This is a genomic window from Nostoc sp. KVJ3 (genome assembly GCF_026127265.1).
GTDB lineage: Bacteria > Cyanobacteriota > Cyanobacteriia > Cyanobacteriales > Nostocaceae > Nostoc.
The window spans coordinates 689,302-712,396 of record NZ_WWFG01000002.1; the positions used below are offsets into that span (position 1 = coordinate 689,302).

Sequence of the window (23,095 nt, forward strand, 5' to 3'; positions counted from 1 at the left end):
CTAGCCAATAAATATAGACATACTATTTCGTGAGTTGCTACCAATTGGAAGTTTAATAAAATTCTGTGATGGGTAAACCTCCTTCAAAATACTTTCTAGTTTCTTTGCTTCTTCCTCTTCGTTTCCTAAATCATATCGAATTTCATAACCCTTGGGTTTTCCTAATCGTTCAAAAAATGATTCTGTTTCTTGTTTAACATCTATTTGTTCTGTACGGAAACCATACTCTATCAGTTTTGTCTTGATTTGGTTTGCTGCTTCTAGCAAATTTTGTTTGTTATTCTCAGGATAAATGTTTATTTTATAAGTATTTAATCTACCAAATTTATTAATATCTGTACTGACTATTGCCGCTTCTTTTCTGACTTCAGGAGTAGTCGATTTTAGTGTATTAACCCAGTCTGCTATTTTTTTACCTACCTCCAAGTCCATTAAGGTCAAAAGTGACAAAGCCTTTATTTGCGTTTTAGGATTATCACTCTTGATATCTTCATAAAATAATTCAATATATTTCTGCTGTACATTAGTTCTGTTCTCTTCTTTTTGTCTTTCCAATTGTTCTCTTGATTGTTTGTCTGCAAGCCGAAATTGATCCTTTGAAATGTCAACAGATGCTTTATTGGTTACAAAAGCTAGTATGCCAAGCGTAAGCGGGAGTAAAAGCTTTTCTAAAACTTCTAGCATTTCTGATAACTTCGATTTTTTTTGCTGTGAATGTAATTCTAACTTTTCCAGCCTGGTCAATATTTCCTCTAATTTTTGATATCTTTCCTCATTATCTTGAGTCATATCTGTCTACTCATTATTATTTATAATGGTTGTTTGCCTATGGTTAATTTGAGATTAATTAACGAATTGGATTATGTACCGTCACTAACTTTGTACCATCAGGAAAAGTAGCTTCCACCTGCACTTCATGCACCATTTCTGATATTCCTTCCATGACATCATCCCGCGTTAATAGTGTTGTACCATAACTCATCAATTCAGCTACAGTTTGCCCATCTCTCGCCCCTTCTAAAATAGCAGCAGAAATATAAGCAACAGCTTCAGGATAATTCAGTTTTAAACCCCTTCCTTTACGTCTTTCTGCTAATAAAGCAGCAGTGAAAATCAATAACTTATCTTTTTCCTGCGGCGTAAGTTGCATTCCTACTCTCCTCTGTGTTCTCTGCGCCTCTGCGGTTCGTTTAAACCTGCCACACTCTTGGTATACAATTACCACGATTCAAAAAAGAAACTCGCAGCAATTGCCAAACATCAATAAACCAGTTTCTCACTTCAGATGTGGAAGAACCGCGATATCGACACAATAATCCATGTTGTAATCGGCTAACACCCGCTTCTCCTTCCCCATGCCATAAATTGCGCGTTTTTTCGACAATTTCTGCGGAAACTGCACCACCAACCCAAACGAGACTACCTACGATTGGTTTTCCAGCCAAGCCATGAGGACTGTGAAAAACATCTTCGCTACCCCGTAAGCATTGGCGATCAATCCATAAAGGAACGCCTTGCTGCCAAATTTCGGTGTGCGATCGCAATTCTCCAAGATAAAACTTCTCTCCCCTAGCACTGCGACCAAATCGGGTAATTTCCCAGCCTAACCAACTCCCCCCGGTTGCTAATTCTACCCGTAAATCTTGCCGATAAATCGCACCGTTAAATAAAATTGTCTCTTGTGGCAACCATTCTAAACAAGCACCTACATCAACTTGTATTTTGATGCTTTGTCTAGCTTGTAAGCCATTGCTGCGGTATATCTTGCTTGCCGCCGCCGTGGTAATTAAGGCTTGGGCTTGGGGTTGGAGGTGGATGTTAGAGGATAAGCGATCGCCTCCCACCACTCCCCCAGCCGTGTGTAAAATGACGCTATGACAAACTTTTTGCCCTTCTGGATAAAATGGGCGTTGTACCTTTAGGGGTGCTTGGTGGCGATCGTAAATTAATTGGGTTGCACCTTCGCGATCGGCATAGACTAAATTAAGTTTGCCATGCCAACCTTCTGCTATTTGCGAGTCGCAGGTCATTTATTTAATTACTTCAGCAAGGTGTACGCTAGTGCGATAAATCATATAGACAAAACCACTCTCATCACGAAAGCGCTGATATAATTCTTGAAAACTATCAAGAAGCTGTTCATATTCCAAGCCTTCACGCGGGAAGTAAGAAGCACTCATTGCTCGCCCAATAAGTCCAGTTAAATCTAACTGTTGCCTATAAGTGAAATTATATTCGTGGATGTTAATGAAATGGGGAGTTACTAATAGTGGTTCTACCGCTTGCATTCGAGATTCTGCTGGGTGATTGTTAGATGCTTCGCGGACTATTCGGCTATATTCTGTAGTTAATGCATCTTCTTGATCGCGGTTATTCCACACCACAGCCAAGCGTGCTGATGGTTTTAAAATGAGTTGAAATTCCAATAAAGTTGGTTCGGGATTGAACCAGTGGAAAGCTTGAAAACAAGTAACTAAATCAACTGAATTATCAGGTAGTTGGGTAAATTCTGCTGTTCCATCACGAAACTCTATCAAAGGATGTGATTCAGCAGCTTCTCGCATCGCCGCATTTGGTTCTATGGCTATGACATTAACCCCCCGTTCAGCTAACAGTCTGGAAGCAATTCCTGTACCTGCACCAATATCTGCTGCTACGAGTTGTGAACTTTCACCTAATCCTTCCAAGATAATATCAATCGCATCTGCGGGGTAGCTTGGTCGATATTTTACATAATCCTCTGCCCTGTCAGAAAATCGGTTGAGTGGGTTTAAGGTATGCAAGGGGGTTGTTTCAGGATTAATTTGGCTCATAGGTTTTTATGTAAAAGTAAAAATGAACCTGTTAGTTGGGCATATTTTCAGGGAAACATAGAGCTATAGCCTATGAAATGCGTCAATCTACCAGAAATGTGGAGTTGGCAAAACTACCATCGTTATGGCATTAGCGGAACATTTAGCCGGCGATACCATGTACAAAAAGCGTGTACTTGCTATTGACCTTGCTCCTCAAAGTAATTTGACTAGTACAGGTCGGCGTAAATACACATACCATTTTTTAGCCTTGCAATCAATCAAATTTTCGTAACTTTTAATGGTCTGCTTATTTCTGTCGTAATCTTGTTTTAGTTAGAGCAATACTTTTTAATTTAAAAAAATATATACATTGTATGTATTACGCTAAATTTATACTTGACGGCGGCTATATTATTTGTGCTGATGATACAGATTACTCAGATTATCTAGAAAAAGGGATGAGATGTCTTGTCTGTGGTCGTGATGTGCATTTAAAGAAAGGAGAATTTAAAAAGCCTCATTTCGCTCATCACAAATTTCTTGATGAAAGTGATTTAGAGTGTCCATTAAGAGTTATGGAATTCAGTCAAATTTGGAGTAGTTTAACTGCTCAAGGCAGAGGTCAAAGACGAAAGATATTCGACAGACACTTATTAAATATAATAAGGATTAACTATACTGATTTTGAAGCTTCCACGAAAAGGATTAAAAAGAAAACTCACTCTCTTAAATTAGAACTTATTACTCAACAGATATGTCAGCTTTTCTATACAATTAAAACTGATTTAATACGTGAATGTCGCTCTTTTCCTGTAGATAGTGATGATAATAAGCTAGCATTGCAAAAGCTAATTGCTTGCGAAATTATAGATTATCTCTCCATACCATATAGCAATCATTTACTGAAGGAATTAATTCATTATAGTATTTATAAGTGTTGTGATTTACTGTCTCCAGATTTAACAACTGCCGTATCTCTAGTTAAACCTGTTGATGTTTGTCAAAAACTAAAACAAATTATTCTAGAAAATGATTGGGTGTCTTATATCGCAGAAAAGTTAGATAAAAAGAAAAATTATGTAAACCAAAAAACCTCTACAGCAGATATAGAAACATCTTTAGCTATAAGATATCCCTTACTAAGTGATAATGAACTTAAGGGAGCTATTAGTCCATTTATTAGTAATGAAGATGAATTTCCCTTATTCTCTGTTGGTCGCTTTCATAATGTTAAACTTTACCTAAATGATTTATATATATATTTAATAATTCCCACCGATACATCCAATAGTATACCATCTATTCTAGCTATAATAAAAAGTTTCTCTATTGACCGGAATAGCCAAAAAATTATAATTTTTTGGAAATTTGTTGAATACAACTGTATTGAACCTCGACAAATCATGGAATTCCAGAAATTCCAGAACAGTATAGTGTTGGATAAATTACAAATAACAATTGAAGAATTTTTAAAAAGTAAATTTATGAATAATATATCTATCAAGTTTGTTCGTACTTATTTTGATATTCCATATTGGGGGAATAATTTTGGGAAAGACATTGACAATAATTCTAGTTTTATTATGAAAGAAGAAGGAACTGCAAAAAAATTAAATTTATTCCCACAAAATAGCTTGATCCATTGTCCATGTTGTACAACGAAATTGAATATAGAAAATTCTATCAGACATTTTAGAACAATTCATGCACAACCAAATAAATACTATTAATCTAGTTGTGTTTTTTAACGCCCACCTATTTACTGTTCAGCTAAATATTTACAAGCGTTGTCGTAACTCACCGTCTTCCTCTTCTACTGACACAAAAAAACAGCTGCCTCAATAAAGAAAGCAGCTATTTTACAAATTATGTAACTACAAAGTATTAGTAATCGAAGTCGCCGCCACCACCACCAGCGCCAGCAGGAGCGCCATCTTTTGGTTCAGGCTTGTCAACTATAATACATTCGGTTGTCAACACCATACCAGCGATCGAAGCAGCGTTTTGCAGAGCAGAACGAGTCACCTTAGCAGGGTCAACAATACCAGCAGCTAACAAATCGACGAATTCGTTTGTCGCAGCATTGTAGCCAACGTTGAAGTCTTTCTCTTTCACACGTTCAGCAATCACAGCACCATTCTGACCGGCGTTTTCAGCAATCCGCTTCAGAGGTGCAGGTAAGGCGCGAACGACAATCAAAGCACCAATCAACTCTTCATCCTTAAGATTTTCCTTCGCCCAAACTTCCAATTCAGGAGCAAGGTGAGCCAGAGTTGTACCACCGCCAGGAACAATACCTTCTTCCACAGCAGCTTTAGTGGCGTTGATAGCGTCTTCTAGGCGCAATTTCTTGTCTTTCATTTCGGTTTCGGTCGCTGCACCTACTTTCACTACAGCGACACCACCAGAGAGTTTAGCAAGACGCTCTTGTAGTTTCTCTTTGTCGTAAGAAGATTCGGTTTCGTCGATTTGACGACGAATCTGTTCGACACGAGCCTTAACCGCAGCTTCGTTACCTTCGGCAACAATTGTGGTGCTGTCTTTGGTAATGGTGACGCGGCGAGCCTTACCCAGGCTATCCAGCTTGGTGTTATCTAGCTTCAAACCAGCATCTTCGGTGATTAGTTGACCACCAGTTAAAACAGCGATGTCTTCTAGTAGTGCTTTGCGGCGATCGCCAAAGCCAGGAGCCTTAACAGCAGCCACGTTGAGTACACCGCGTAAACGGTTTACTACCAAGGTTGCTAAAGCTTCTTTTTCAATATCTTCGGCGATAATTACCAAAGGACGACCAGCACGAGCTACTTGCTCTAACACTGGTACAAGGTCTTGTACCAAAGCGATTTTCTTATCGGTCAGCAGTAGGAAAGGTTCATCAAAAACCGCTTCCATCCGTTCAGCGTCGGTGGCGAAATAGGGAGAGATGTAGCCTTTGTCAAAGCGCATCCCTTCGGTGATTTCCAACTCGGTAAACATAGATTTCCCTTCTTCTAGGGAAATTACGCCTTCCTTGCCCACCTTGTCCATTGCTTGGGCAATCATCTGACCAACTTCTTCGTCATTACCAGCCGAGATCGCACCAACTTGGGCAATGGCTTTGGAATCTTCTACCGGACGGGCGTGTTCTTTGATTTTCTCTACCAGGAAGGCAGTAGCTTTATCAATCCCGCGCTTCAGTGAAATCGCGTTAGCACCTGCTGCAACGTTCCGCAAGCCTTCTTTAACGATCGCATGAGCTAAAACGGTAGCAGTGGTGGTGCCATCGCCAGCAGCATCGTTGGTCTTAGAAGCAGCTTGACGAATCAAAGCTACGCCAGTGTTTTCAATATGGTCTTCTAATTCGATTTCTTTAGCGATCGTTACACCGTCATTAACAATTTGCGGTGCGCCAAATTTCTTTTCTAGAACTACGTTACGACCTTTGGGGCCAAGGGTAACAGCTACAGCCTCAGCTAAAATGTCAATGCCTCGTTCTAAGGCGCGACGGGCGTTTTCGTTGTAGATAATGCGCTTTGCCATATTATTTGTCCTTTGTCATTTGTCTTTTGTCTTTTGTTTTTTGTCTTTTGTCTTTTGTCATTGGCTAATGACTAATGACCAGTGACTAATGACAATTAGATAACTACTGCTAAAATATCTTTTTCAGAAAGCAGTACATATTCTTCGGTGCCGAGCTTGATATCAGTGCCAGCGTACTTGGAGTACAGCACTTTATCGCCGACTTTAATTTCCAATTCCTGACGGCTACCGTCGTCGTTACGCTTGCCAGGGCCAAGGGCAACTACTTCCCCTACCTGGGGCTTTTCCTTGGCGGTATCGGGCAAATACAGACCACCTGCGGTCTTTTCCTCTGAGGCGTTCACTTTTACGAAAACGCGATCGCTCAAAGGTTTAACTGTAGAAACGCTTAAAGATAAGGCTGCCATAATTATTTTCTCCAGAGATTAGCACTCTCAACCCCTGAGTGCTAATCTACCGAAAATTGGCATCCAATGGCAAGAATTCCTTTAGTACGGGTTCCCGAACTAGCAGACCATTGGTGTACTTAAGTATAAATGCCTAATTATTTTTACTCTGCGGGTTTTGTCCTGTAGGTTACGTATATTTTTATATGGTCAAAGGAAGTCGGGAGTAGTGAAGAGTTTTCCTAATGCCCAATTCCCAATGCCCTATTCCCCATTTCCTTTTCAGTCAACTTTATTTGCAAACCTTGCAAATTGTTATAGAACTGTAATCAGGGAGCCGCTCAATGAGTAACAATGGAGTGATCCAGTCCAGCCATCAAATCGCCAAAGCCACTAAGTCTGTAGAACATAAGACCCTGAGTAATTGTGTAGAAAGTTTAGGAATTGCAAAAATTCAGCGACACATTTTTATTTGCGCTGAACAGACAATTGCTAATTGCTGCCTAAAACTAGCTAGTCTGGAATCCTGGGAATACTTAAAAAAGCGAATTAAAGAGTTCAAACTTGATGAGCCGCAACAGAATTATTCCTTATGCGTCTATGAACTAAAGCCAACTGCTTGCGCGTTTGTTGTTCTGGACTCATAATGGTGGTTTACCCTGATGGTGTCTGGTATCGCCAAGCAAACGTGGAAGTTATTGAGCGGATCATCCAAGAACACTTAATAGGCAATAAGGTGGTAGAAGAATATGTCTTGTTAACCCATCCTTTGCCAGAAACTTCCCTAGTTTCTTGTGAACACCTCATAGAGGCTTAACAACCGAAGGATATGGAATAGCAGTAGGCTTTAAGAAAGTGCGGGTTGGTTTTAAGGTAGGGTCATCTTTAAGCCAATACTTACTTGTGAGTCAGAAGGATTATTATTTTATCAGTGTTTTCTCGCCCGCCCCTTTCAATGCGATATATAATAGCGCATTATAGATACTACTGCTATACGTATCCTTGCTGGACTTTTGCTATCGAGCTACTAGTCTATCGAAAATGCTCGGCATTTTTAAGACTTCGAGACAGCAAAGGCAAGTTAAGTAGGAAAAAGGACAACATCTCGAAATAACCCACCACAGAGGATAAATATTCAAGACTTTGATGGACCGAAGCGCGACAAGTGCCACTGCTATGAAAGAGCCCAGCATGAAAGATCACAAACGACTTCTATTGATTGATGATGACCCTAACCTCATCTTGCTGGTGAAGGATTACTTAGAATTCCGGGGATATGAAGTCATCACCGCCGAAAATGGACGTGAAGCTCTGGAAATTTTAGAGCAAGATGTTCCAGACATGATCATCTGCGACGTGATGATGCCGGAAATGGACGGATATACTTTTGTGGAACAAGTCCGGCAAAACGAACGCACCAGTTGGATTCCGGTTCTTTTCCTTTCAGCTAAGGGACAAAGTGCAGACCGAGTTAAGGGTCTGAATAAAGGTGCTGATGTTTATATGGTCAAACCCTTTGAACCAGAAGAACTTGTAGCGCAAGTTGAATCCTCACTGAAACAAACTATCCGTTGGAAAGAACACCAAGCGAAAGGAGGCGAAAACGGTTCCCGCATCCAGGTTCCCTTCGATGTGCAATTAACCCCAACCGAACTGAAAGTAGTCCAGTTTGTCGCCAGGGGTTTAGCTAACCGGGAAATTGCTGAAGAACTAAATGTTAGTCAGCGCACGGTTGAAAGCCATGTGTCCAATATGTTGGGCAAAACCAATCTCCACAACCGCACTGAATTAGCGCGGTGGGCGATTGAAAATCAAATGGCCTAAACAAAGTTAAGAGTTAAAAGTTAGGAGTTATAAATTATGATTTTTCAACTCCTAACTCCTAACTCCTAACTAAAATTTACCACCCATCTTCTTCAGGGCTGGATTGATGCAAAACTTCTAAATCTAGTTCATCCAGGTAAGTTAGGGCGCTTTCAATCTGGGAAACAGTACCTCGCAGTTCCAGATCGAAGCAGCTATATTGTGGCACGTTTGCGCTTACCTGAGCATCAGCAATAATGACTATGACCCCATAGTGAGAAACCAGTCGTGAAATGACTGGTTCCTCATGTAAGTCTTTAGGAATCCGAACCTGGATGCGAGTTTGGGTGCGTCTATTATCTAAAATATTAGTATTAGATTTTACTTGTTTTTTTGGAATCGCCATTCTAGCTTCCTACTCGACTTCTGCACAATTCTTTTAACACTAGCGTTACTTATCCCACGTAGGCAAGCAAGAAAGTATTTACCTTTGCAAACTATTAATCTAGATGTAGTAAATATAAAGGATTTGTTGTATCCCTAATTTATTGTGTATTCAATTTAATAACTGCTACTCCATAAAGTATATTTTTGAACCTCATCCCACCCCTCTCCTTGTTAAGGAAATAGGAGTGTTTGCGTCAGCAAATACGGGGTGAGGTTTAGATTGCATTGCACTGAAATAAGGATTGCTATGTGGCAATCCTATTTGAGTTCTAAAAGTTATCAAACCCCCGGTTAGTTTCACAAAGGGAGAACTTAGATGAGGTTTTGAGAGAAATTGAAAGTTTAAAAATTAGAATTCGTGATTTCAAAGATCGAATTTTTTTTTAATTTTTATTTAAGCTGATTAGTTTAAATAAAATTAACATAAAATTAGATCGTTAGGTTGGGTTTCTTTGCGTTAACTAAACAACAACAAAGTTAATTTTGATCAAAAATATCTAATACCCTTGCTTTCAGGCTGCCATGTATGACAATATCTGTAAATTCATTGCCGAAAACTTCAAAGATGACTTGGCAACTTGGTTACTAGGTTCACCGATTAAATTAACAGAACTTAGCCTTACTGAATTATCAAACGAACCAATTCGCGCCGATTCATTAATTTTATTGCAAATCGCTTTATAAAATACGCGGCTATACAAGCAGAACCCGCATTTGCGGGCTTCAAAGTTTTTATGAGTCCGCACAGACGGACTTTGTTTTTTGTTTGTGTAGGCGCGATTTCTAATTGCCTGGGTTTTAAATTCTAAAAATCAGCACTTTGCGGTGTACGCGGAAAAGGAATCACATCGCGGATATTTCCCATACCCGTTATAAATTGCACGAGTCGTTCAAAACCCAGTCCGAAACCAGCATGGGGGACAGTACCATAACGACGCAAATCCAGATACCACCACAAGTCTTCTGGGTTTAATCCTTGCGCTAAGACGCGGCGTTCTAAAACATCTAGGCGTTCTTCGCGCTGGGAACCGCCGACAATTTCACCGATTTTTGGTGCGAGAATATCCATTGCGCGGACGGTTTTTTCATCGTCGTTTAAGCGCATATAAAATGCTTTGATTTGCGCTGGATAATCTGTAACAATTACTGGCTTTTTAAACTGTTGTTCAGCTAGGTAGCGTTCGTGTTCTGATTGTAAATCTAAACCCCAACTTACAGGATATTCAAATTTAACATCAGCTTTTTCTAGAAGTTTGATCGCTTCTGTATAAGTTAAGCGTTCAAATTGATTATTAATAATATTTTCGGCTGTCGCCAAAACAGATTTATCAATGCGTTCATTGAAAAATTCCATATCTTCCGGGCAAGTTTCCAACACATATTTAAATATGTGTTGGAGAAACGCCTCAGCTAAATCCATATCGCCTTCTAAGTCACAAAAAGCCATTTCTGGCTCAACCATCCAAAATTCTGCTAGGTGGCGGGAGGTGTTGGAATTTTCTGCACGGAAGGTAGGGCCGAAGGTGTAGACGTTACTAAATGCCATCGCCATGACTTCCGCTTCCAACTGGCCGCTAACTGTTAAATATGTGGGTTTGGCAAAAAAGTCTTTGCTATAATCTACTGCTTGGTTTTCTGTGCGGGGAATATTTTTTAAATCTAAACTGGTAACGCTAAACAGTTCACCTGCGCCTTCACAGTCGCTAGCAGTGATGATGGGGGTGTGTACCCACAAAAAGCCTCTTTGTTGGAAAAATTGGTGAATTGCTGCCGAACAAGCATTTCTGACGCGGAAAACTGCACCAAAAGAATTAGTCCGCGATCGCAAATGTCCAATGGTTCGCAGAAACTCAAAGGAATGCCGTTTCTTTTGCAGGGGATATGTATCGGGATCAGCTTCTCCGTAAACTTTCACGGACTCGGCTTTCAATTCAATTCGTTGTCCTTTACCCAGAGAAGCCACCAGTACCCCTGTAGCCTCAACAGCAGCACCCGTATTCAATTTTTTCAATATAGCTTCGTAATCTGGCAAATCCTGATTAATGACGACTTGCAAATTCGCTAGTGATGAGCCGTCATTGACTTCAATAAAAGCAAACCCTTTGGATTCACGCTTCGTCCGCACCCAGCCTTGTACTTGGAGAGACTCATCAGGTTGGCCACTTCGCAATATTTCTGCAATCCGTCTATTTACCATATTTATCCAGCATAAGACTTTAATATCCAGCCTATGATAACGCCCATTCCACCAAAGCGGACGACTTGCCAGAAAGGTTTTTTCAGGCTACGCCAAGAAAATAACTGGCTTTCTAAGTTTACTTCTAGCATTTCCAACTGCCGTTGAATTTGCCGCAACTCTGCTTTGATTTCTGGTGTCTGAGATTTATTGTGCTTTAGTTGATCCCGACGCTGTTGCCATTGTGCCTGTTGTTGGTGATCGCGTTGCACTTGATCGTAACGTTCTTTCAAGGATAGGAGCGATCGCTCTACTTCCTCTAGTTCTTGTTCAAAATCTGGTTCGGGATTTTCTGCTGACGGCTGCGATTGTTTTGGCGGCTTCATTTACAAGTAGTAAAGTAGAAGTAAATGCAAATGTGCCAATAGTTATGTCTCAATCTACCCAGCTGCCTCAAACCAGTCAACTGAATGAACTTAGTACTCTGGAACTAGCTCAAGCCCTCATGGAAAGACTGAGCATTTCCCCTAACGATTGGCATCGCCTCAAGTCTAACCGCAATTCCCGCGCTAATGAACAAGTGGCAGCAGCTATTGTGTATCTTTTAAAGAATCAGCCACAAGAAGCTCAAGCTAGATTAGAACAGGCAATTGGTTGGTTAGATCGCTCCATTTCTGCCCCTCCGTGTCCGACTCACGGAAAAAGTTAATGGATCAAGAAGCTCTAGAGAAACGTAATCGTTCTGAGGCTTTAATTTTGCTAGCAGAACGATTACTTCAAGAGTTAGAGCGAGGTTTCAATCCACAGTTTGCTTTTAATCATCGCCAGCGCATCAAAACCCTAATTCGGGAACTATCTGAGTCTCTAGCGCAAGACGATGACCAGAAAAATGACGAATCTTATAACAATCTTAAGTTTGTATTACAACTAGATCATTTGGATCAACATGAGGATGAACCTTGGGAGTCAGACGATGATATTTCTGGAGGTTCTACTGCAATTCCAAATCCACGAAAACCAAGTCCAAAACCAGGAACAAATGACTCAGAAGAGTTACCGCCAATAGACAATACTTTTTATTGAATCTTAAAATGAGGAGTTAAGACTTTAAAACTTCTAACTCCTCACTCCTGATTAAGTTACAGTCGCAGAGATAATCCTCGGCGATTTTCCATTTGTTTACAAAGCCTCAATTCTGTGCCTTTGCGGTTCCATTCCACCTGGTCAAAAATATGATGGAGAAGACATAAACCACGACCACTTTCTGATTCGTCTGGTGGTAAATAGTCTGTTGGTTCTTCTTCATTCGTAGATGAAGGAGTAAAGCCGCTACCCTGGTCTGATATTATCCACCAATATTGATTATCTATTAAGGAAAAACGGACTACAACTGTTTTACTTGGATCGAGATTATTGCCATGTTTAGCTGCGTTTACTAGGGCTTCTTGAAGTCCTAGCCGCAGTTCTGCTTGTAATTTAGCTGGAATTTCTGCCAGCAGTAAATCTAATATGGGACAAAGGTAGAGGGTTGAGGCAAAACTAATAGTGCCCCAATAACGTGCCACTGGACGGAGTGAAATAGTAATCACAAGAGAAACCCCATAGCTTTCAGTTAGCTAGACATCAGTTTGCTATTACAGGCACCCTGATAAAACTTGAGGTGGTCATGCTGCCTTCAAACTTGCGTCTTTAAAACTAAATTTTGAAAATGCTAGGGAGCATTAGCCCTATAGTATGAGTTGGAATTGTTTGGATATATAACGGCTGGAATAGTTTTGATAATGAATTAAGCAACTTAGAAAGATGCTACTAATTTGACAGAGCATTGGCATACTCTAGTTAATTGCCGATTTTTCATTTACACAATCCAATTCATATTTCTTAGAACCTATGCAACTTGAATTTATTTAAACAAAACGAACTTTTATTTTTAGCTTAATTCAATTTTAGCATCTTTAGTATGCACTAGACTAAAAATTTCAAATTTCAGTTTTTGTAAGGGAATTATCATCCTTGGGCAATTGCGATCGCACAAGAAAGGCGGCAGCTTCAACATGAGCAGTTTGAGGAAAAAAATCGGCAGGTTGCACCCGTGTGATGGTATATTGCCCATCTTGACAAAGCAATTTCAGGTCGCGGGCGAGGGTAGCTACTTTACAGCTGACGTAAACTATCCGAGATGGTTTCAGTTGCCGTAAAGTTTCGATGACAGCGCGATCGCAACCCTTACGTGGCGGATCGAGTATTACTACTTCTGGTATTGTGCCCATTTTTGGAAGCAATTTCTCTACTGCCCCAACTTGGAATGTCACATTATCAATTCCGTTCCGGTGGGCATTCAAAATAGCTTGTTCTACTGCTGCTGGTTGCACTTCTAATCCTGTAGCAAGACGTACTTTTTTGGCTAGGGGTAAAGTTAAAGTCCCAATACCACAGTAGGCATCAACTAGCAACTCATGCCCTTGAAGATTGAGTTCTGATTGAATTACTTGCAATAGTGCTTCTGCGGTTTCTGTATACACTTGGAAAAAAGTATCTGGGCGGACTTGAAATTCCAGTCCAGCAAAATTTTCACGCAGGTGTGGGACTCCAGCGATGCAACGGGTTTCTGATCCAAAGATAGCATTTGTGCGATCGCCATTGCGGTTGAGCGACACTCCCACTAACTGCGGATAACGCTTTAACCATTCCTGGGCTTGGGTTTCAATTCCCGATAAATTCCAGTCTTTTACCACCAAAGTCAGCAACATTTCTCCAGTGTGTCGGCCAATGCGTAAACCAAGATGGCGAATTTTTCCTTGATGGCGCTGTTCGTCATAGATTTGCCAACCTTGTTGTTGAATGTCCTGCTTAACTCCGGCAAGTAAGGGATTTAATCGCGCATCTTGGACTGGACATTGATTTAAGTTAATTAATTGGTGACTACCTTTTTGGTAGTAACCAGCTTGTACCTGTCCTGTTGCCGATGTGCCCAGAGGATATGTAGATTTATTACGGTAGCCTAAAGCAGAAGGGGCGGCGAGTACCGGATTTACTGGTGGTTGGACAAAACCGCCAATGCGCTCTATTGCTTGGATAACTTGATTTTGCTTGGCTACTAGCTGGTAATCATAATTAATATGCTGCCACTGGCAACCACCGCATTTATCCGCCACAATACAATTGGGTCGGATACGGTGGGAAGATGGCTCTAATAGCTGCTGGAGCTTCCCGTGGGCGTATTTTGGTTTAACATGAACCAAGCGGACAATAGCGCGATCGCCTGGTACAGTATCCGGGACAAACACAACACGCTCATCAGCCCGTCCCACACCATCGCCTGTATCACTCAGATTAGCGATCGTCACTTCAATTAATTCGCCCTGTTGCCAAATTATTTTAGTCATTAGTTATTAATCAAGAGTCAAAAGTCAAGAGTCAAGAGTCAAAAGTTATTAATTCTCCTTCTACTCCCTTATCTCCATCATCTCTCTTCACTTGTGTACCTCAGACTCGCTAAACTAACAGATAATATTTCAGGTGATTTCAATCATCATGACTGTAATTAGCCAAGTTATTCTCAAAGCCGACGACGAACTGCGTTATCCCAGCAGTGGCGAACTGAAAAATATCAAAGACTTTTTGCAAACCGGCGTACAACGGACGCGGATTGCGGCTACCTTAGCCGAAAATGAAAAAAAGATAGTTCAGGAAGCAACCAAACAACTTTGGCAAAAGCGTCCTGACTTTATCTCCCCTGGAGGTAATGCTTACGGAGAACGCCAGCGCTCTCTATGTATCCGTGATTTTGGCTGGTACTTACGTCTAATTACTTATGGTGTACTTGCTGGCGACAAAGGGCCAATTGAAAAAATCGGTTTGATTGGTGTGCGGGAAATGTACAATTCATTGGGCGTTCCTGTACCTGGAATGGTAGAAGCGATCAATTCCCTCAAAACAGCCTCCCTTGGCTTGCTGAGTGCCGAAGACGCTGCCGAAGCAGCACCCTACTTTGATTACATCATTCAAGCGATGTCTTAATACAAAGCGTGTGCTGGTTTGAGGAGTATATTTCTGGTCTACTAGAGTGAGTGCAGTATATTAGCACTCCATAGGCATAAGATACCCAATTTGATCGTAACCTCCCCACATTTGGTAGTGGCTGTGGCAAAATCTTTGTCAAGTTATCAACCAGTTGTGGGGAAATTTTATTAAGTATAGTTATAGCTTATGTCTCAAAAAATGAAGGAAATACGGACATAAAAAACCGACAGTCCTTGATTAAGGCTGTCGGTAATTAAGTGTGTTCCCTATTAATGACTCGGCTAGAGTTCAGTTGTCATTAATTATGCCTAGTTAACCATCGCAAGCAGACGATCTTAATCATAGATGTGTGTGATTCTCGTCACTTAATTGTTACATCTAAACTGCATATACCCGGATAATCTCTGAATTTCAGTCGATACTTATAATTAATGATGTTTTAAATATTACCTTGAGTATTTAGTTAGTTATATTTCAGCATAGTGTATCAGTACATAGGAAAGTAGAAGTGCGTAGTTTGCCGCCGTAGGCATCGCACTTTGCAACATAAATTAATTAGCATCCAAAAATACTTTTAACATTATTCACCAACACAGTTACCAATTCAAGTGATGCGGTGGTTGCAGTAATTGTATTAAACATTCCTCCTACTGCTGCGGATATCGCCTCTATACTAGCTCCTGCTATAAGCATTGTATTACTGTACTTGCAATAGAAACAATCCCAGTAGCAGCTATACCCGAACCAACTAAAATTCCGCCAACTATAAAAATAACAATAGTCGATTTTAATGGATTAGGACTGTCAAAAGCCTAAATAAAGAGGATTATAGGAAAATCAATTTTGCTTACTTAAATATTGAATTTAGTTAATATTTATTTTATAAATAAGTCTTTATTCATTAAAATGATGAAATTACTCAAATAATTATCACCCTTTAGCTTTGGCTAGGAAATTACGTATTTTTGCAGTTGCCTTCATTGAGTAAATCACAATAGCACGATAAGCTAGAGTTAGCAGCAGAACTGATTTACAACGTCTTGCAACAAACCTAGCTTGGGGTAACGATGGCAACAGAACAAAAGCATAGCATTTATTTATCAGAAGCCGAAAGCCGTTTGCGTCAACTTTCTATTGAAAAGTTGCGATTAGCAGTTGCGTTTCTGGCTTATTTGCAAAAAACAGAAGAAAAGGAAGTTACTGAAAAAGTATTATTAAATATTCCTGATTTTGCCCAATCTTTTCGCGACATTGAGCAAAAAGAAGACAAATTAGAAAATACTCCCTCAAATCAGATTGCCTCAGATGAAGAAGTATGGCACGCTTACTTAGCTTCTAAACAGAAATGGCAGGAGGTTTACCGTCGCCTTGCAGACTCCTAGATTTCTTTCTATTTCTCAAGTCCTAGGCATTCACCAAGATGAGATAAACAGCTTTGGTGGAACATCTGGTGTCAGAGACGAAGGTTTACTAGATTCAGCACTGGCACAACCTCAAGCTACTTTTGGCGGCGAACTTCTCCATCCTACAATTCACGAGCAAGCAGCAGCATATCTGTACCATTTAGCGATGAACCATCCGTTTATTGATGGCAACAAACGCACTGCATTTGCGGTTATGGATACCTTCATAACTTTAAACGGCTACAGTTTGAACTTATCGCAAGAGCAAGCTTACAACTTGGTGATTCAAGTAATTCAGAAAGAAATATCCAAAGAAGAATTATCTGCATTTCTGGAACTGTACTTACAGGGCAAGTAAATCGATAGAATAATGCTCTGTCCCCCCAGAGTGCATTACTTCCATGACTGCAACCTCAAAACCAGCCTTTTCCCCTCAAGAAATCGCGGCTGTTGGTCTTAAACCAGAAGAATACGCAGAAATTGTCCGTCGGTTAGGTCGTCATCCCAACAAAGCTGAATTGGGAATGTTTGGGGTGATGTGGTCAGAGCATTGCTGTTACAAGAATTCTCGACCTTTACTCAAACAATTTCCCACTGAGGGGCCCCGCATCCTCGTGGGGCCTGGAGAAAATGCTGGTGTTGTAGATTTGGGTGACGGACTCCAACTAGCTTTTAAGATTGAATCTCACAACCACCCATCAGCTGTAGAACCATTTCAAGGTGCAGCAACCGGTGTCGGCGGAATTCTCAGAGATATTTTTACGATGGGTGCGCGTCCCATTGCTTTATTAAATTCCCTACGCTTCGGTTCCCTAGAAGATACCAAAACCCAAAGGCTGTTCCAAGGGGTAGTGGCAGGAATTGCCCATTATGGAAATTGCGTTGGCGTACCAACAGTAGGCGGCGAAGTTTATTTTGACGCGGCTTATTCTGGTAATCCCCTGGTGAATGTCATGGCACTAGGATTAATGGAAACATCAGAAATCGTTAAATCTGGGGCATCTGGCTTAGGCAACCCCGTGCTTTATGTTGGTTCCACTACTGGACGCGATGGCATGGGAGGCGCGAGTTTTGCCAGTGCAGAATTAAGTGACCAATCAATAGATAATCGCCCTGCTGTGCAAGTAGGCGATCCATTTTTGGAAAAGTCGTTAATTGAAGCTTGTCTGGAGGCGTTTAAAACAGGTGCAGTTGTCGCCGCCCAAGATATGGGAGCAGCCGGTATCACCTGTTCTACCTCAGAAATGGCGGCAAAAGGCGGTGTGGGAATTGAACTAGATTTAGACAAGATTCCCGCAAGAGAAACAGGGATGGTTCCTTATGAATATCTGCTTTCGGAATCTCAAGAACGAATGCTGTTCGTTGCCCACAAGGGGCGTGAGCAGGAATTAATCGACATTTTCCACCGTTGGGGACTTCAAGCCGTTGTCGCTGGTACTGTCATCGCTGAACCCATTGTGCGGATTCTCTTTCAGGGTGGAGTAGCAGCAGAAATTCCTGCCGAGGCTTTGGCGGAAAATACCCCATTATATAACCGTGAATTGCTGGCAGAACCGCCAGAATATGCTCGTCAAGCTTGGGAATGGAATCCTGATTCCTTACCTGCTTGTACAACTGCTGGAATAGAACTCCAAGGAGGTTTGCAAAGTTGGAATGAGATTCTGTTAACTTTGCTCGATACACCCACGATCGCATCTAAAAATTGGGTATATCGTCAGTACGATCATCAAGTACAGAATAATACAGTAATACTCCCAGGTGGCGCTGATGCGGCTGTTATTCGGTTGCGCCCCCTTGAAGAAATCCCCAATCTAAAATCTAAAATTCCAAATCCAAAATTAGGGGTGGCGGCAACAGTAGATTGCAATCCTCGTTATGTTTATCTCGACCCTTACGAGGGAGCTAAGGCAGTGGTGGCGGAAGCCGCACGCAATCTTAGCTGTGTGGGGCAGAACCTCTGGCGGTGACGGATAACTTAAATTTTGGCTCTCCAGAAAAACCGATTGGTTATTGGCAATTGGCAGAAGCTTGTCGCGGTTTGGCAGAAGGTTGTCGAGAATTAGCAACGCCAGTCACAGGGGGAAATGTCTCTCTATACAATGAAACCCTCGATTCTCAAGGTGTTCCACAACCCATTTATCCCACTCCTGTTGTCGGGATGGTGGGCTTGATTCCCGATATCACCAAAATTTGTGGACAAGGTTGGCAAGAAGTTGGGGATGTGATTTATCTTCTCGGATTGCCTCTGGCATCGAAAATCAGTTTGGGAGCATCTGAGTATTTAGCCGCTATCCACGGGACTGTTGCCGGAAAACCGCCACGGGTAGATTTTGACTTAGAACGGCGGGTGCAGAAAGTTTGTCGGGAAGGAATTCGTAACGGTTGGATACGTTCAGCCCATGACTCTGCTGAAGGGGGAGTGGCGATCGCATTAGCAGAATGTTGCATCGCTGGCAACCTTGGTGCCCAAATCAATTTAGAAATAACACCAACGCAGTTGAACCGGGTGGATGAGGTGCTGTTTGCCGAAGGTGGTGCCAGGATTATAGTCTCTGTAACATCCACACAACAAGCAGTTTGGGAATCATACTTACAGGAACATCTCGGTCAACAGTGGCAAATACTAGGTACAGTTGGCAATTTTGAGACGGGTTTGGGGGTTTTCACCACTGATAATCAGGTCTTAATCAAAGTTAGTATCGAAGATATGAGCGATCGCTATTCCCACGCGATCGCCAGGCGGATCGCCAACCACACCACTGTTTCTGAATCCTAATATTTAGACTTCACTCAGAAATCAGCACTAATCACTCAGAAGTATTAACATCCCTGAGCATAATTACGGTACTGTTTTAATAGATGGTTAAAGATTTATTAAGGAATCAACAACTATCTATAGACATAATCCCAGTGACTAACTAATTCGTAATTCGTAATTGAAGCATACAAGCTCCTTGATTGCTCAATGAAAACACAAAAGCCCGTAGTATCACTATTTCAAGCCTTGTATGGATTTAGCATTGCTAAATCCATACAATCATGGGCTAATCATTACGAATTGCGTATTATCAATTACGAATTATTTTGACTTGACCCCCCCACCAGGAGCAAAGCTAGCATGATTTCTATTCATTCTGTCACTTCGGATGAATACCCCGACCCTACCAACAACCCAATCAATAGTCATGAAAATCAGTCTGACAAGCCAGAAGAAGCTTGTGGTGTTTTTGGCATCTATGCACCAGGAGAAAATGTCGCTAAACTGACATACTTTGGATTGTACGCCCTCCAGCATCGGGGTCAAGAATCAGCTGGGATTGCTACCTTTGAGGGAACACAAGTCCATCTCCACAAAGATATGGGCTTGGTGTCTCAAGTCTTCAATGAATCCGTTTTGGATCAATTACCTGGTAGCCTTGGTGTTGGTCACACTCGTTATTCCACCACAGGTTCTAGCCGCAAAGTTAATGCCCAACCCGCAGTTCTGGAAACTCGCTTAGGTTCATTAGCTTTGGCACATAATGGTAATTTAGTCAATACCGTACAACTGCGTCAAGAGTTGATTGAGAAAAAATACAACTTAATCACCACAACAGACTCAGAAATGATCGCTTTTGCGATCGCAGAAGCGATCAACGCTGGTGCAGATTGGCTAGAAGGTTCAATTCAGGCATTTCATCGTTGCCAAGGAGCCTTTAGTTTAGTTATTGGCACTCCTGACGGACTGATGGGTGTTCGTGACACCAATGGCATTCGCCCCCTAGTAATTGGGACTTTAGCTGGTAATCCAGTTCGTTACGTTTTGGCATCCGAAACTTGTGGTTTAGACATCATTGGAGCCGAATACCTGCGAGATGTAGAACCAGGTGAATTAGTTTGGATTACTGAAGAAGGTTTGGCTTCCTATCATTGGAGTCAACAGCCCCAGAGAAAATTGTGTATTTTTGAGATGATTTATTTTGCCCGCCCTGATAGCATTATGCACAACGAGAGTTTGTACAGCTATCGGATGCGGTTAGGGCGACAACTAGCAGCAGAATCTCTTGTAGATGCCGATATTGTCTTTGGTGTTCCTGATTCTGGTATTCCGGCTGCGATCGGATTTTCCCAAGCTTCTGGTGTCGCCTACGCTGAAGGACTGATTAAAAATCGTTACGTTGGACGAACCTTTATCCAGCCAACACAAACTATGCGCGAGTCAGGTATCCGTATGAAACTTAACCCGCTTAAAGATGTGCTGGCGGGTAAACGAGTGATCATTGTAGATGACTCAATTGTTCGCGGTACTACCAGCCGTAAATTAGTTAAAACCTTGCGTGATGCTGGTGCAGTGGAAGTACACATGCGAATCTCCTCTCCGCCAGTAACTCACCCCTGCTTCTACGGCATCGATACCGATTCTCAGGATCAGCTGATTGCTGCTACCAAGTCAGTAGCAGAAATTGCCAAGCAACTGGAAGTAGACAGCCTCGCCTATCTGAGTTGGGAAGGAATGCTAGAAGCCACACGAGAAGACACCAATAGTTTCTGCTCTGCTTGCTTTACGGGTGATTATCCCGTAGCGATTCCTGAGTTAGTGAGGCGTTCTAAGTTGAGTTTAGAAAAGGTAGTGGTATAGGAATTTAAAAAGGGAATATGGTACAGTTATTCCCTATCAATGAACAAAAAGATCCCCGACTTTTTCAAGAAGTCGAGGATCTGAGCCTCTAGGTGTTTGTAAATCAAATAGGATTGCGATATCTCAGGCTAAAATGGCTAAATCCCCTAAATTTAACAAATTTAGCCGACTTAACCTCAGCTATAAATGCTTATAAAAAACGCTTTGACATCGGAGAAATGTTTCGAGACTTTAAAAGTGGTGGCGATAAATTAGAAGATACAAATGTTTCGGGTAATCGCTTAATATCTCTGATTTTAATAATATCTTTTTCTTCTAGTATGTCCACCTTTCAAGGGCAAAAAATTAAGCGTATTGGCGTACAAAAATATATTGCTATAGTCAAATAATATGGACGAATCACGAGGAGACATAGCAGTTTTTATGTCGGTTTATATAGTCAAACCTGGGTAAGTTTCATAGATAATTGTTGGTGTATTGTTCAAAAATTAATGATATTAAATCGCAATAAAATTGAGCATTATTTACGAGGTTTGAGGGCTATGGAGCTTATTCTGTCTACGTTTTAGCTTTCATATCACCCCCTCAGATAAGGTTTGCTCGAATATCTTTTAAAGTCATCATTAGCGTTAATGGTTCCATTGGTGATGGTTGAAACCCGTATTTTAAATAAAATCTTTTGGCTTCTTCATCCTTAGCGTGAACCAAAACACATCTAATACCCACCATTTGGGATACTGTTAAAGTACGAATAATAGCATCTTTCAATAAACCAGACCCTATACCCCGTCCTTCCCATTTGGTATCTACAGCAAGTCTCCCGATAAGCATACATGGTATAGGGTCTGGTGCGTTCCGTTTAGCTTTGCTAACAGCTATTAAATGAGTTACAGAAGCAGTTGCTAAACAGTAATAGCCTATTACTTGATTTTCAATAGTTACTACAAAAGTTCTAGCCGTATCCCCCTCATTTTTCAAAGCTTTCTCCTTCAGCCAATTATTCAAAGCTTCTGATTTAGATTCAAATTCTAATACATCATGCTTAAGAGTAAGTGGCTGAGGAGGATTAATAATTTTTGTTTGTTTCCTCATTAATCCCAAGGAGATTTAGTCGTTAATAATTTACGAATTTCTTCGTTTGTTTTAGGTGGTGAGTCCAAAATAGCAAGGAATTTTTGATACCTTTCCTCGTCTAACGCAAAGAAGGTCTTGTCACAGATGACTTTCTCTGCTTCTCGACAGGCAACTTCTAACATAAAGTCAGAACGGTTCTTGCCAAGAATCAATGCAGCATTATCAATTAAATCCCGTTGTTGTTCTTGAACTCTAATATTAATTACTTGTTTACGACCAAGGTTATCCATTTTAGAACGGGCAAGCATTGGGTATCTTCCATGTGTGTATCTCATTTAGCGTTGCTGAATTAAGTTTTAAGCTTTATTCAGCAATACTTAATATCTAATATAGAATATTGTGTATACAACGTCAACACAAGATTTTGGGTTTAATCAGTTGTGTAATTACCGATACTTGCCATAGACAAGAGGACTTTTCAAACATCCTCTTAAACAAATTAGTAAGCGATGTCTGACGACAAGCCGAAGGAGCATCTACGCTAATCCATAAATTTAACTGTGCTGCAAAAACTCAACTTTTGGCAATAACGGGTCAGTCACAATACCCACACCGCTAAAACCCCAGCGTTTGAGCAAGTTACCCAACTGTGTACGCGCAATAGATTCCACAGTAAAGCGATTTGCCACTTCTGCTGCATGGGTGTTGAGATAGCTAAGGGCATCAAAGTTTTCCTGGAACAGCAATAAATAACCTGATGTTTCGGTGTCAGGACGAGCTATGAGATAATTACCGTCAGCTTTTGAACGCACCAAGTAATAGACTTCGGACAGCATGGAGATGAAGTTTAA

Annotated in this window: 25 protein-coding genes and 3 pseudogenes; 14 read left to right on the top strand and 14 right to left on the bottom strand. The window is 41.1% G+C overall.

Translation table 11 applies throughout. The features are described 5' to 3' along the window. Genes GTQ43_RS19015 through GTQ43_RS19030 form a run of 4 tightly spaced genes read right to left on the bottom strand, consistent with a single transcriptional unit; the run spans position 1 to position 2,813 of the window. The gene (locus GTQ43_RS19015) at positions 1-789 is read right to left on the bottom strand and encodes a hypothetical protein (protein WP_265274330.1); all 789 of its coding nucleotides are present in this window, start codon (positions 787-789) and stop codon (positions 1-3) included. Positions 790-847: 58 nt separating this feature from the next. After that, entirely contained in the window at positions 848-1,150 is a 303-nt protein-coding gene (gene ureA / locus GTQ43_RS19020; protein WP_265274331.1) for an urease subunit gamma, read from the bottom strand. Between the two features lie 40 nt (positions 1,151-1,190). Continuing rightward, positions 1,191-2,030: an urease accessory protein UreD gene (locus GTQ43_RS19025; protein ID WP_265274332.1), complete on the bottom strand. Its 840-nt coding sequence runs from the start codon at positions 2,028-2,030 to the stop codon at positions 1,191-1,193. Next, positions 2,031-2,813 (bottom strand): class I SAM-dependent methyltransferase, encoded by a 783-nt coding sequence (locus GTQ43_RS19030; protein WP_265274333.1) that lies wholly within the window; start codon positions 2,811-2,813, stop codon positions 2,031-2,033. An 85-nt stretch (positions 2,814-2,898) separates the two neighbouring features. Between GTQ43_RS19030 and GTQ43_RS19035 the strand changes: the two genes are divergently transcribed. Both GTQ43_RS19035 and GTQ43_RS19040 read left to right on the top strand, forming a co-directional pair. Then, on the top strand, positions 2,899-3,087 hold the full coding sequence (locus GTQ43_RS19035) for a ParA family protein (RefSeq protein WP_265276492.1): 189 nt from the start codon (positions 2,899-2,901) through the stop codon (positions 3,085-3,087). 82 nt (positions 3,088-3,169) lie between these two features. Beyond that, positions 3,170-4,525, top strand: a complete 1,356-nt coding sequence (locus GTQ43_RS19040; RefSeq protein WP_265274334.1) for a hypothetical protein — start codon at positions 3,170-3,172, stop codon at positions 4,523-4,525. Between the two features lie 154 nt (positions 4,526-4,679). Here GTQ43_RS19040 and groL read toward each other — a convergent pair whose 3' ends face one another. Both groL and groES read right to left on the bottom strand, forming a co-directional pair. Continuing rightward, entirely contained in the window at positions 4,680-6,314 is a 1,635-nt protein-coding gene (gene groL, locus GTQ43_RS19045; protein ID WP_265274335.1) for a chaperonin GroEL, read from the bottom strand. A 95-nt stretch (positions 6,315-6,409) separates the two neighbouring features. Then, positions 6,410-6,721 carry a co-chaperone GroES gene (gene groES, locus GTQ43_RS19050; protein WP_069071443.1) on the bottom strand — a complete coding sequence of 104 codons (312 nt, stop codon included), beginning with the start codon at positions 6,719-6,721 and terminating at the stop codon, positions 6,410-6,412. A gap of 323 nt (positions 6,722-7,044) precedes the next feature. On the opposite strand from groES, the gene GTQ43_RS19055 reads away from it, so the two are divergent. From GTQ43_RS19055 to GTQ43_RS19065, 3 genes are all read left to right on the top strand, one after another. Then, the gene (locus GTQ43_RS19055) at positions 7,045-7,347 is read left to right on the top strand and encodes a hypothetical protein (protein WP_265274336.1); all 303 of its coding nucleotides are present in this window, start codon (positions 7,045-7,047) and stop codon (positions 7,345-7,347) included. After that, on the top strand, positions 7,347-7,517 hold the full coding sequence (locus GTQ43_RS19060; protein ID WP_265274337.1) for a hypothetical protein: 171 nt from the start codon (positions 7,347-7,349) through the stop codon (positions 7,515-7,517). Before GTQ43_RS19055 ends, GTQ43_RS19060 begins: the two co-directional genes overlap by 1 nt. Positions 7,518-7,846: 329 nt before the next feature. Continuing rightward, entirely contained in the window at positions 7,847-8,524 is a 678-nt protein-coding gene (locus tag GTQ43_RS19065) for a response regulator transcription factor (protein ID WP_012407592.1), read from the top strand. 76 nt (positions 8,525-8,600) lie between these two features. On the opposite strand, the gene GTQ43_RS19070 is transcribed toward GTQ43_RS19065, so the two are convergent. Continuing rightward, complete coding sequence (locus tag GTQ43_RS19070) at positions 8,601-8,909, bottom strand: NIL domain-containing protein (RefSeq protein ID WP_265274341.1); 309 nt, start codon at positions 8,907-8,909, stop codon at positions 8,601-8,603. Between the two features lie 563 nt (positions 8,910-9,472). Here GTQ43_RS19070 and GTQ43_RS19075 point away from each other — a divergent pair. Continuing rightward, a pseudogene (locus tag GTQ43_RS19075) lies at positions 9,473-9,622 on the top strand (flagellar assembly protein H); the annotation flags it as partial. A 133-nt stretch (positions 9,623-9,755) separates the two neighbouring features. On the opposite strand, the gene asnS reads toward GTQ43_RS19075, so the two are convergent. Further along, positions 9,756-11,147 carry an asparagine--tRNA ligase gene (gene asnS / locus GTQ43_RS19080; protein WP_265274342.1) on the bottom strand — a complete coding sequence of 464 codons (1,392 nt, stop codon included), beginning with the start codon at positions 11,145-11,147 and terminating at the stop codon, positions 9,756-9,758. A gap of 2 nt (positions 11,148-11,149) precedes the next feature. Beyond that, positions 11,150-11,512 (bottom strand): hypothetical protein, encoded by a 363-nt coding sequence (locus GTQ43_RS19085; RefSeq protein ID WP_265274343.1) that lies wholly within the window; start codon positions 11,510-11,512, stop codon positions 11,150-11,152. Positions 11,513-11,556: 44 nt separating this feature from the next. Between GTQ43_RS19085 and GTQ43_RS19090 the strand changes: the two genes are divergently transcribed. Both GTQ43_RS19090 and GTQ43_RS19095 read left to right on the top strand, forming a co-directional pair. Next, on the top strand, positions 11,557-11,835 hold the full coding sequence (locus tag GTQ43_RS19090) for a DUF6439 family protein (protein ID WP_099099986.1): 279 nt from the start codon (positions 11,557-11,559) through the stop codon (positions 11,833-11,835). Further along, positions 11,835-12,209, top strand: a complete 375-nt coding sequence (locus GTQ43_RS19095) for a hypothetical protein (protein ID WP_265274344.1) — start codon at positions 11,835-11,837, stop codon at positions 12,207-12,209. Before GTQ43_RS19090 ends, GTQ43_RS19095 begins: the two co-directional genes overlap by 1 nt. A gap of 56 nt (positions 12,210-12,265) precedes the next feature. Here GTQ43_RS19095 and GTQ43_RS19100 read toward each other — a convergent pair whose 3' ends face one another. Both GTQ43_RS19100 and rlmD read right to left on the bottom strand, forming a co-directional pair. Beyond that, the gene (locus GTQ43_RS19100; protein WP_094339690.1) at positions 12,266-12,715 is read right to left on the bottom strand and encodes an ATP-binding protein; all 450 of its coding nucleotides are present in this window, start codon (positions 12,713-12,715) and stop codon (positions 12,266-12,268) included. Between the two features lie 390 nt (positions 12,716-13,105). Further along, complete coding sequence (rlmD, locus tag GTQ43_RS19105; protein ID WP_265274345.1) at positions 13,106-14,512, bottom strand: 23S rRNA (uracil(1939)-C(5))-methyltransferase RlmD; 1,407 nt, start codon at positions 14,510-14,512, stop codon at positions 13,106-13,108. A 148-nt stretch (positions 14,513-14,660) separates the two neighbouring features. Here rlmD and GTQ43_RS19110 point away from each other — a divergent pair, with 148 nt between their 5' ends. The 6 genes and pseudogenes from GTQ43_RS19110 to GTQ43_RS19135 all read left to right on the top strand — a co-directional run. Continuing rightward, positions 14,661-15,146: an allophycocyanin subunit alpha-B gene (locus GTQ43_RS19110; RefSeq protein WP_265274346.1), complete on the top strand. Its 486-nt coding sequence runs from the start codon at positions 14,661-14,663 to the stop codon at positions 15,144-15,146. Between the two features lie 1,070 nt (positions 15,147-16,216). Further along, positions 16,217-16,531, top strand: coding sequence for a hypothetical protein (locus tag GTQ43_RS19115; protein ID WP_265274347.1), 315 nt, complete (start codon positions 16,217-16,219; stop codon positions 16,529-16,531). Continuing rightward, on the top strand, positions 16,518-16,910 hold the full coding sequence (locus tag GTQ43_RS19120) for a type II toxin-antitoxin system death-on-curing family toxin (protein WP_265274348.1): 393 nt from the start codon (positions 16,518-16,520) through the stop codon (positions 16,908-16,910). Before GTQ43_RS19115 ends, GTQ43_RS19120 begins: the two co-directional genes overlap by 14 nt. A gap of 43 nt (positions 16,911-16,953) precedes the next feature. Next, positions 16,954-19,328, top strand: a pseudogene (gene purL / locus GTQ43_RS19125) (phosphoribosylformylglycinamidine synthase subunit PurL). A 342-nt stretch (positions 19,329-19,670) separates the two neighbouring features. Continuing rightward, positions 19,671-21,170 carry an amidophosphoribosyltransferase gene (purF, locus tag GTQ43_RS19130; RefSeq protein ID WP_265274349.1) on the top strand — a complete coding sequence of 500 codons (1,500 nt, stop codon included), beginning with the start codon at positions 19,671-19,673 and terminating at the stop codon, positions 21,168-21,170. Between the two features lie 152 nt (positions 21,171-21,322). Continuing rightward, positions 21,323-21,739, top strand: a pseudogene (locus GTQ43_RS19135) (IS4 family transposase); the annotation flags it as partial. 16 nt (positions 21,740-21,755) lie between these two features. Here the strand turns inward: GTQ43_RS19135 and GTQ43_RS19140 are convergent. From GTQ43_RS19140 to GTQ43_RS19150, 3 genes are all read right to left on the bottom strand, one after another. Continuing rightward, on the bottom strand, positions 21,756-22,262 hold the full coding sequence (locus GTQ43_RS19140; protein WP_265274350.1) for a GNAT family N-acetyltransferase: 507 nt from the start codon (positions 22,260-22,262) through the stop codon (positions 21,756-21,758). Further along, positions 22,262-22,552: a DUF1778 domain-containing protein gene (locus GTQ43_RS19145; protein ID WP_265274351.1), complete on the bottom strand. Its 291-nt coding sequence runs from the start codon at positions 22,550-22,552 to the stop codon at positions 22,262-22,264. The genes GTQ43_RS19140 and GTQ43_RS19145 overlap by 1 nt, the downstream gene beginning before the upstream one ends. A gap of 246 nt (positions 22,553-22,798) precedes the next feature. Then, entirely contained in the window at positions 22,799-23,080 is a 282-nt protein-coding gene (locus tag GTQ43_RS19150; RefSeq protein WP_265274352.1) for a hypothetical protein, read from the bottom strand. Between the last annotated feature and the right edge of the window lie 15 nt (positions 23,081-23,095).

Coding starts and splice junctions, on each gene's coding strand:
- GTQ43_RS19015 (WP_265274330.1), bottom strand. CDS start 789: ATGACTCAAGATAATGAGGAAAGATATCAAAAATTAGAGGAAATATTG.
- ureA (WP_265274331.1), bottom strand. CDS start 1,150: ATGCAACTTACGCCGCAGGAAAAAGATAAGTTATTGATTTTCACTGCT.
- GTQ43_RS19025 (WP_265274332.1), bottom strand. CDS start 2,030: ATGACCTGCGACTCGCAAATAGCAGAAGGTTGGCATGGCAAACTTAAT.
- GTQ43_RS19030 (WP_265274333.1), bottom strand. CDS start 2,813: ATGAGCCAAATTAATCCTGAAACAACCCCCTTGCATACCTTAAACCCA.
- GTQ43_RS19040 (WP_265274334.1), top strand. CDS start 3,170: ATGTATTACGCTAAATTTATACTTGACGGCGGCTATATTATTTGTGCT.
- groL (WP_265274335.1), bottom strand. CDS start 6,314: ATGGCAAAGCGCATTATCTACAACGAAAACGCCCGTCGCGCCTTAGAA.
- groES (WP_069071443.1), bottom strand. CDS start 6,721: ATGGCAGCCTTATCTTTAAGCGTTTCTACAGTTAAACCTTTGAGCGAT.
- GTQ43_RS19055 (WP_265274336.1), top strand. CDS start 7,045: ATGAGTAACAATGGAGTGATCCAGTCCAGCCATCAAATCGCCAAAGCC.
- GTQ43_RS19060 (WP_265274337.1), top strand. CDS start 7,347: ATGGTGGTTTACCCTGATGGTGTCTGGTATCGCCAAGCAAACGTGGAA.
- GTQ43_RS19065 (WP_012407592.1), top strand. CDS start 7,847: ATGGACCGAAGCGCGACAAGTGCCACTGCTATGAAAGAGCCCAGCATG.
- GTQ43_RS19070 (WP_265274341.1), bottom strand. CDS start 8,909: ATGGCGATTCCAAAAAAACAAGTAAAATCTAATACTAATATTTTAGAT.
- asnS (WP_265274342.1), bottom strand. CDS start 11,147: ATGGTAAATAGACGGATTGCAGAAATATTGCGAAGTGGCCAACCTGAT.
- GTQ43_RS19085 (WP_265274343.1), bottom strand. CDS start 11,512: ATGAAGCCGCCAAAACAATCGCAGCCGTCAGCAGAAAATCCCGAACCA.
- GTQ43_RS19090 (WP_099099986.1), top strand. CDS start 11,557: ATGTCTCAATCTACCCAGCTGCCTCAAACCAGTCAACTGAATGAACTT.
- GTQ43_RS19095 (WP_265274344.1), top strand. CDS start 11,835: ATGGATCAAGAAGCTCTAGAGAAACGTAATCGTTCTGAGGCTTTAATT.
- rlmD (WP_265274345.1), bottom strand. CDS start 14,512: ATGACTAAAATAATTTGGCAACAGGGCGAATTAATTGAAGTGACGATC.
- GTQ43_RS19110 (WP_265274346.1), top strand. CDS start 14,661: ATGACTGTAATTAGCCAAGTTATTCTCAAAGCCGACGACGAACTGCGT.
- GTQ43_RS19115 (WP_265274347.1), top strand. CDS start 16,217: ATGGCAACAGAACAAAAGCATAGCATTTATTTATCAGAAGCCGAAAGC.
- purF (WP_265274349.1), top strand. CDS start 19,671: ATGATTTCTATTCATTCTGTCACTTCGGATGAATACCCCGACCCTACC.
- GTQ43_RS19140 (WP_265274350.1), bottom strand. CDS start 22,262: ATGAGGAAACAAACAAAAATTATTAATCCTCCTCAGCCACTTACTCTT.
- GTQ43_RS19145 (WP_265274351.1), bottom strand. CDS start 22,552: ATGCTTGCCCGTTCTAAAATGGATAACCTTGGTCGTAAACAAGTAATT.
- GTQ43_RS19150 (WP_265274352.1), bottom strand. CDS start 23,080: ATGCTGTCCGAAGTCTATTACTTGGTGCGTTCAAAAGCTGACGGTAAT.